6 protein-coding genes are annotated in these 7159 nt (G+C 73.8%); 3 read left to right on the forward strand and 3 right to left on the reverse strand.

All coding sequences use genetic code 11. The features are described 5' to 3' along the window. The coding region (locus tag Q0L15_RS09725; protein WP_296603960.1) for an MXAN_6640 family putative metalloprotease at positions 1 to 1116 on the forward strand (1116 nt) is incomplete at its 5' end. A gap of 80 nt (positions 1117 to 1196) precedes the next feature. Beyond that, positions 1197 to 2540, forward strand: a complete 1344-nt coding sequence (locus Q0L15_RS09730) for an amino acid permease (protein ID WP_296603962.1) — start codon at positions 1197 to 1199, stop codon at positions 2538 to 2540. Here Q0L15_RS09730 and Q0L15_RS09735 read toward each other — a convergent pair. Continuing rightward, a complete protein-coding gene (locus tag Q0L15_RS09735) occupies positions 2503 to 3912 on the reverse strand; it encodes a PLP-dependent aminotransferase family protein (RefSeq protein ID WP_296603963.1) in 1410 nt (469 codons plus the stop codon). The genes Q0L15_RS09730 and Q0L15_RS09735 overlap by 38 nt on opposite strands. Positions 3913 to 3929: 17 nt before the next feature. On the opposite strand from Q0L15_RS09735, the gene Q0L15_RS09740 reads away from it, so the two are divergent. Next, positions 3930 to 4742, forward strand: a complete 813-nt coding sequence (locus tag Q0L15_RS09740) for a ceramidase domain-containing protein (RefSeq protein WP_296603964.1) — start codon at positions 3930 to 3932, stop codon at positions 4740 to 4742. On the opposite strand, the gene Q0L15_RS09745 is transcribed toward Q0L15_RS09740, so the two are convergent. Both Q0L15_RS09745 and Q0L15_RS09750 read right to left on the reverse strand, forming a co-directional pair. After that, positions 4736 to 6238, reverse strand: a complete 1503-nt coding sequence (locus Q0L15_RS09745; protein WP_296603966.1) for an LLM class flavin-dependent oxidoreductase — start codon at positions 6236 to 6238, stop codon at positions 4736 to 4738. The genes Q0L15_RS09740 and Q0L15_RS09745 overlap by 7 nt on opposite strands. A gap of 582 nt (positions 6239 to 6820) precedes the next feature. Continuing rightward, a partial coding sequence (locus Q0L15_RS09750; RefSeq protein WP_296603967.1) for a hypothetical protein occupies positions 6821 to 7159 on the reverse strand: 339 nt, incomplete at its 5' end.

The following is a 7159-nucleotide window of genomic DNA, read 5'->3' on the forward strand; positions in this document are numbered from 1 at the left end:
GCGTTCATGAACAAGGTGTGGCGCAAGGAGGTGCGCGGCCTCGGCTATCGAGCGCCGATCACCGACCGGCACCGCGGCGGCAACGCGAAGTTCGACGTCTACCTCAAGGAGCTCGGCTCTCGCGGGCTCTACGGCTACTGCGCGCCCGAGCGCCGCGCGCCCGGCGCGAAGTGGCTCGCCTCGGGCTACTGCGTGCTCGACAACGACTTCTCGCAGGCCCAGTACGGCGCGCCGCCGCGTGACAGCCTGCGGGTGACCGCCGCCCACGAGTTCTTCCACGCCGTGCAGTTCGCCTACGACTACGGCGAGGACCCGTGGCTGATGGAGGCGACCGCCACGTGGATGGAGGAGCAGGTCGCGGGCGACGTCAACGACAACCGCCAGTACCTCCCCTACGGCCAGCTCGGCGCTCCGGGGCAGCCGTTGGACGTCTTCGACCAGCAGCGCTACAACCAGTACGGCAACTGGCCGTTCTTCGAGTACCTCTCTCACCGCTTCGGCACCGGCGTCGTCCGCGAGATCTGGACCCGTGCCGGGGCGTTCCCGGGCTCGGGCCACCAGTACTCCACCACCGCGGTCAAGGGCGTCCTCCAGAAGCGCGGCGGGTTCGCCGGCGTCTACCGGTCGTTCGCGGCCGCCAACGTGGTCCCCGCCGACACCTACGACGAGGGCGGGAAGTGGCCCGCGGCGCCGGCCTTCGAGAGCTGGTCGCTCTCCCAGGCGAGTCCGCGGCACTCCAGCCGCATCCGGATCAGCCACATGGCTTCGCGCAACGTCGCGGTCTCGCCCGACCCCGCGCTCAAGGACAAGCGGTGGCGGCTGCGCGTGGTCGTCGACGGCCCGTCGGCGCGCACCAGCCCGGGGGCCTACCTGGTCGTGCGCACCAAGCACGGGGTGACCAAGCAGCCGATCCGGCTCAACGCCAAGGGACGCGGCCAGACCTCGGTCGGCTTCACCAGCCGCAACGTGGTCTCGGCGACCATCGTGCTCGTCAACGCCTCGACCCGCTTCTCGTGCTGGCACCGGACCACCTGGTCGTGCCAGGGTCGCGCGCGCGACGACGGCCAGGCGTTCGTGGTGCGCACGATCGCCCGCCGACCGCACGCCAAGCACTGACGCGCGTCGATCGATTGGCCCTTTCGGCGCGCGTTGGATTGGCGCTGCGAAGGGACAATCACCGCTCCTAGGTTGAGCGGGTGACCCCGTCCCTCCCCGTCCCTCCCCGCCCCACCGCCCTCACGCCGGACCGGCTGCCCGGCGGCGACCCGGTCGCCGCCGGCGGCCTCGGGGTGCCGCAGGGTGCGGCGCTCACGCTCGGCGCCGTGCTGGGCACCGGCGTCATCTCGCTCCCCGCGCTGGCCGCCCACGAGGCGGGGCCGGCCTCACTCGTGGCCTGGCTCGCCCTCGTGCTGCTGTCGGTCCCCCTGGCAGCGACCTTCGCCGCGCTCGGCGCGCGCTTCCCGGACGGCGGCGGCGTGGCGACGTACGCCCGCCGCGCCTTCGGCGGCTCGGTCGCGACCCTCGTCGGGTGGTGCTTCTACGTGGCGATCCCACTCGGCGCTCCGGCGGCGGCCGGCTTCGCCGGCGCGTACGTCGCCGACAGCCTCGGCGGAGGTCGCCCGACCCAGCTGCTGACGGCCGGCCTGCTGATCGGCACCGTGGCGCTGATGAACTGGCACGGGATCCGCGTGTCCGGACGGGTCCAGCTCGCGATCGCGGGGACGCTCGCCGTCCTGCTGCTGGTCGCGACGCTCGTCTCGCTCCCCCACGCCAGCACGGCCAACCTGACGCCGTTCGCCCCGCACGGGTGGAGCGCCGTCGGGTCGGCCGCCGCCCTGCTCGTCTGGGCCTTCGCCGGCTGGGAGGTGGTCACCTCGCTGTCGTCGGAGTACCGCGACCCGGCCCGTGACATCGGTCGCGCCACCGCGATCGCCCTGGTCGTCATGGGCGTGATGTACCTCGGCGTCGCGTTCGCGACCGTCGCCGTGCTGGGCGACCACACCGGGAAGGCGCCGCTGTCCGACCTGCTGGTGCTCGGCTTCGGCGAGCCCGCGCGTGGCGTGACGACCGTCGTGGCCGTGCTGCTCTCCCTGGGAGCGATGAACGCCTACTTCGCCGGCGGCGCGCGGCTCGGAGCCGCGTTGGGTCGCGACGGCTCGCTCCCGGCATGGTTCGCACACGGGTCGAGCGCGGGCGAGGTCCCGCGTCGCTCGCTCGCGGTGGTCACCGCCGGCGCCCTCGCCACGCTGGCCGCGGTCGCTGTCACCGGGGTCCCGCTGGAGCGCACGATGCTGCTGATCACCGGCGCGTTCACCCTGGTCTACGTCGTCGGCACGGCCGCCGCGCTGCGGCTGCTCCCCCGCCGCACCTGGGTGCACCGGGGCGCGGCGATCTCGCTCGCCTCGACCCTGGTGCTGCTCGGCCTCACCGGCCGCCACCTGCTGCCCCAGCTCGTCGTGGTCCTCGCCGCGGTGACGTGGATGGCCTGGCGGCGACGCACCCTCAGAGGAGTCGCGCCAGTCGCTCCAGACCTGGCGTGATCGAGGAGGTGACCGCGGCCCCGTAGCCCAGCACGAGGCCGGCCGGGACGCCGGGTCCGTGGGCGTACGCCGAGAGCGCCTCGACCGCGACACCGGCCTCGGCCGCGGCGGCGACGACGGCCTGGTCGTCGGCCGTCTGGTCGCGGAACGTCGCCGTGACGTGCAGTCCGGCGGCCGAGGGGACCAGCTCGAGCCGGTGCCCGAGGAGCCGCTGCAGGCCGTCGATCACCAGCCCGCGGCGCTCGGCGTACGTCGACCGGGCCCGGCGCAGGTGGCGGGCGAGCATCCCGTCGGCCACGAAGTGGGCGAGCGCCGCCTGCTCGGCGGGCGCGCCGTAGCCGTCGGCGAGCTGGCGGGCGCCGAGCAGGGCCTCGCGCAGGGAGGCCGGGGCGACGAGGTAGCCGGAGCGGAGCGCGGGAACCAGCGACTTGGAGAAGGTGCCGACGTAGACGACGCGGCCGTGGCGGTCCATGGCGTGCAGCGTCTCGAGGGGGCGCTCGGTGAACCGGAACTCGCTGTCGTAGTCGTCCTCGACGATCGCGATCCGCTGCCGGTTGGCGAGCTCGAGCAGCGCCGTGCGGCGCCGCATCGACAGCGGCGGCCCGAGCGGGAACTGGTGGGACGGCGTCGTGAAGACCAGACGCGCGCCCTCGGGGACCTCGTCGACGACGAGCCCCTCGGTGTCGACCCGCACCGGCACCACCCGGGCGCCGTAGGAGGCGAACAGCTCGCGCGCGAACGGGTAGCCCGGGTCCTCGACGGCGACCACGTCACCGGGCTCGACGAGGACGCGTGCGACCAGGTCGAGGGCCTGCTGGGTGCCGTGGGTGACGATCACGTCATCGGGCTCGGCCGCGACGCCGCGCGACAGCGCCAGGGAGCGCACGATCGCGGTGCGCAGCGCGGGCAGCCCCGCCGGGTGGGCGTACGTGCCGGGGCTGTGCGCCCCGACGCGCAGCTCGGCCGCGACCAGGCGCCGCCATGAGTCGAACGGGAACAGCCCGGCGTCGGGGATGCCGACCCGGAAGTCGTGGGGAGGCGCCGGTTGCTCACCGCTGACCGGGAGCGCGCGGAAGGTCCATCCCGTCCGGGGGTGCAGCGCACCCGCACGCCGTGGGGCCGGCACGGGCGCGGCGAGCTCGGCGACGTACGTGCCGTCACCGACGCGGGAGTCGAGGAACCCCTCGGCGACCAGGCGCTCGTACGCCGTCGCCACCGTGTTACGGGCGACGCCGAGGTCACGGGCGAGGACCCGGCTCGGCGGCAGCCGGTCGCCGACCTCGAGGCGCCCGGCGCGGATCGCCTCGAGCAGCGCGCGGTAGATCGCGCCCACCCGGTCGCCTCGCGCATCCAGGTCGACGGCCAGGTCCATGGCGACACACTAGGGCGATGCACCCCCGGCGCCTCGGTCCGCTCCTCGTAGCGGCCACGGTCGCCGTGGTGTCGACCGGCCTGCTGGTGCTGGCGGTCGGGCAGGGCTGGCTGGGCCCGGACGTCGGACGCGGCGACGACTTCTGCGAGGCCGCGCGCGAGGGGTGGGTGAAGCAGCCGGCGAACACCTGGTCCAACCTCGGGTTCGTCCTGGCCGGGCTGGCGGTCGCCCGGAGCACCGGGCGGACGCCGCTCGGCGGTCACCGCGGCCTGGCCACGGCGTACGCCTGCCTCGTGGTGGTGCTCGGCCCCGCCAGCGCGGCCATGCACGCGACGCAGTCGGCCGCGGGCGGTCAGCTCGACCTGCTGAGCATGTACCTCGTGGCCTCGTTCGCGGCCGCCTACGCGCTGATGCGCCTGGCAAGGCGGGGCACCCGGCTCTTCACCGGGCTCTTCGTGGCGTTCGTGGGCGGGTGCGAGCTGGTGGGTCTGTGGCCGCACGAGGTACCGGTCGTGCGGTACGCCGGCAACGTCGCGTTCGCCGCCTTGCTGCTGACCGTGGTCGTGGTGGAGGTGCTGCTGTGGCGGCGCGCTCCGGCCCCCGGTCGCGGACGCACCGACCTGCGCTGGGGTGCCGCGTCCCTGGCCACCATCCTGGTCGCCTTCGCGATCTGGAACGTCACCTCGGGGGCCTGGTGTGACCCCCACTCGCTGGTCCAGGGGCACGCCGCCTGGCACCTGCTGGACGCGGGCGCGGCGTACCTCCTCTTCCGGCTGTGGGCGAGCGAGAAGAGCGACCGACCGCGGTGTGCCGCTCCAGGAGCTCAATAGAAGCCGTAGCGCGCCAGTGGCTCGACGAGCATCCGCTCCTCGTAGGACAGGTGCGAGGCCATGGTGTCCGCGAGCAGGTCGACGGCCTCGCGGAGTCGGGGCATGCTTCCCGGCTCGGCAACGACGGCCACGAGCGCGCGGTCGACCTCGTCCAGCACGCCGGCGATCACGTGGTGCTCGTCCTCGAGCCGGTCGATCACGGGCGCCAGCGCGGAGTCCCGCGAGCGCAGGTGCGGGAACATGCTGGTGTCCTCGATCGTGTGGTGCGTGGTCACCAGGCGGCAGTAGGACTGGCAGTAGGCGCCCAGTGCCCAGTCGTTCTGGCGCATCGTCATCGTGTTGATCAACGACCGGGCCCGGCCGGCGTCGATGCTGCCCGCCTCGACCTGGTCGATCAGGTCGAAGAGCTGGCGCAGCTCCGCGCGCAGGTGGTCGTGGACGTCCACGAGGTGCCGGCCGGTGGCGCGCTCGTGGTCGGTCCAGGCCAACGCCGGCAGGTCGTGGTCGTACGCCGGGCGCGTCGACTCGTCCCAGGGCGTCCGGGAGCTGCGGCGTACCCCGTCGTCCGGCGTCGGACGCACCGGCACGCCACCGCTGATCGGTGCCGGTTCGGGCGCGGGCTCCTCGTGCACGGCTGGCTGCCGCGAGCGCTCGGCGAGCACCAGCTCGCGGACGGCAGGAGCGACATCGGTGCCGAACCGCTGGATCTGCGCAGGGTCGTCGGTGGCCAGGATGAACGTGCTCGTGCCGTGCTCGAGGGTCAGCTCCGCGAGCCACTCGGCCCATGCCGGGTCGTCGGAGGCATTGACGTTGTAGAGCCGGCGCACCTGCGACGGGTCGCGCCCGGCCTCGAGCGCCGCGGCGTCGATGCGGGCGTTGCGCTCGGCAAGCGTCTCGGGCGGCACGTATCCCTGGCTGGGCAGCCAGCCGTCACCCACCCGGCCGGTGAGCTCGAGCATCCGCGGCCCGATCGCGCCGATCCAGATCTCGACGTCGTGGACCGGCGCGGGGCCGGGGTGCACGCCGGAAAGGGCGTAGTGCTCTCCGGTGAAGCGCACCGACCGCTGGTCGGTGTCCCAGGTGCCCCGGATGACCGCGATCCCCTCCTCCAGAGCATGTCGTGCCTCCCCCGGACTCCGTCGCGGACCACCGGCCGCCGCGATCGCGTCCCAGAACCCGCCCGCGCCGAGGCCGAGCTCGACGCGGCCGCGACTGAGGACGTCGAGGCTGGCCACCGTCTTCGCCAGGACGTACGGCGGCCGCAACGGCAGGTTGCTGACGTTGGTCGTCACCCGCAGCGACGACGTCCGGGCCAGCACGGTCGCGGCAAGCGCCCACGCGTCGAGGAACCGCGCTTGGTAGGGGTGGTCCTGGAACGTCGCCAGCTCCAGCCCGCTCGCCTCCGTCAGCAGCGCCAGCTGCGCCACACGATCGGGGTCGCCTGCATCAGGGGTGAGGAACGTTCCGAACTGCAGGTCCTGGCCGTAGTCGGGCATGCGGACATTGTGAGCGACACGGCCCAACCGATGGTCGAGCTCGTGAGAGCCGCGGCATCGGCAAAGCGCTGAGCGCACCACCGCCGGTCGAGATGTGAGGCGCCCCGGCCGGCGGAGCCGTCTCCGTGCCCGTCCGTTCGCAGGTGCGCTCGCTTCGCGGCCGGCAGGCGCCGGAACTTACTACATATGTATTAAGTCGAGCGGGACTGCCTCACCTGCGGCCGGCCGCGCACCACGCCTTCGGCCGCGGGGACCGCGTCGTCGCGCTCGCCGAGCAGCACGGGCAGCTCACGATCGGTGCCCACCTGGTCTGGGACGAAGGGTTCGGACCCGGATGGAGCGACGCCGACCGGTGGGGGCTCGGGCGACGCGAGGCCCGGCGGCTCCTGCACGGCGTGGTCCGCGCGGAGGTCGAGCGACCGCTACACCTGGCTCGAGGAGGATCGGCCCCGCCAGGACGGTCGGCGCCGACGGCCCCTGCACATCGACCGCCGGCTGCGGTCCAGGCCGGCGTACGACGCCATGGCGCGAGCGCTCCGCCACGCCCCGGTGCGCCGTCCTCTGTTGGCGTCTCGGCCAGGGCTACTGAACGTCGGGCTGCAGCCGGATGCGGATCAGCGTCTCGAGCGAGACCGACTCGCCGTCGCGTCCGCCCTCACCGACCACGAGCGGCGGCGGGACCGGGTCGAGGTGGAGCGTGCGCCACCGGCCCCAGCGGCGGGGCGCCACGACGAGCACGTGGTAGCCGCCGTCCCGACTGATCCCCACCGACCGATCACGCTTGAGGTACCAGCCCTCGATGCCGGTGCGGTAGCGACCACCTCCGGTCCACGGTCGGGCGGTGAGCTCCTCGGTCGGCAGACCGGCGCGTACGGCGTCCTCGACGAAGCGGTCGACGAGCGCCTGCGCCTGCTCGGACTC

This window comes from Nocardioides sp. (assembly GCF_024509035.1).
GTDB lineage: Bacteria > Actinomycetota > Actinomycetes > Propionibacteriales > Nocardioidaceae > Nocardioides.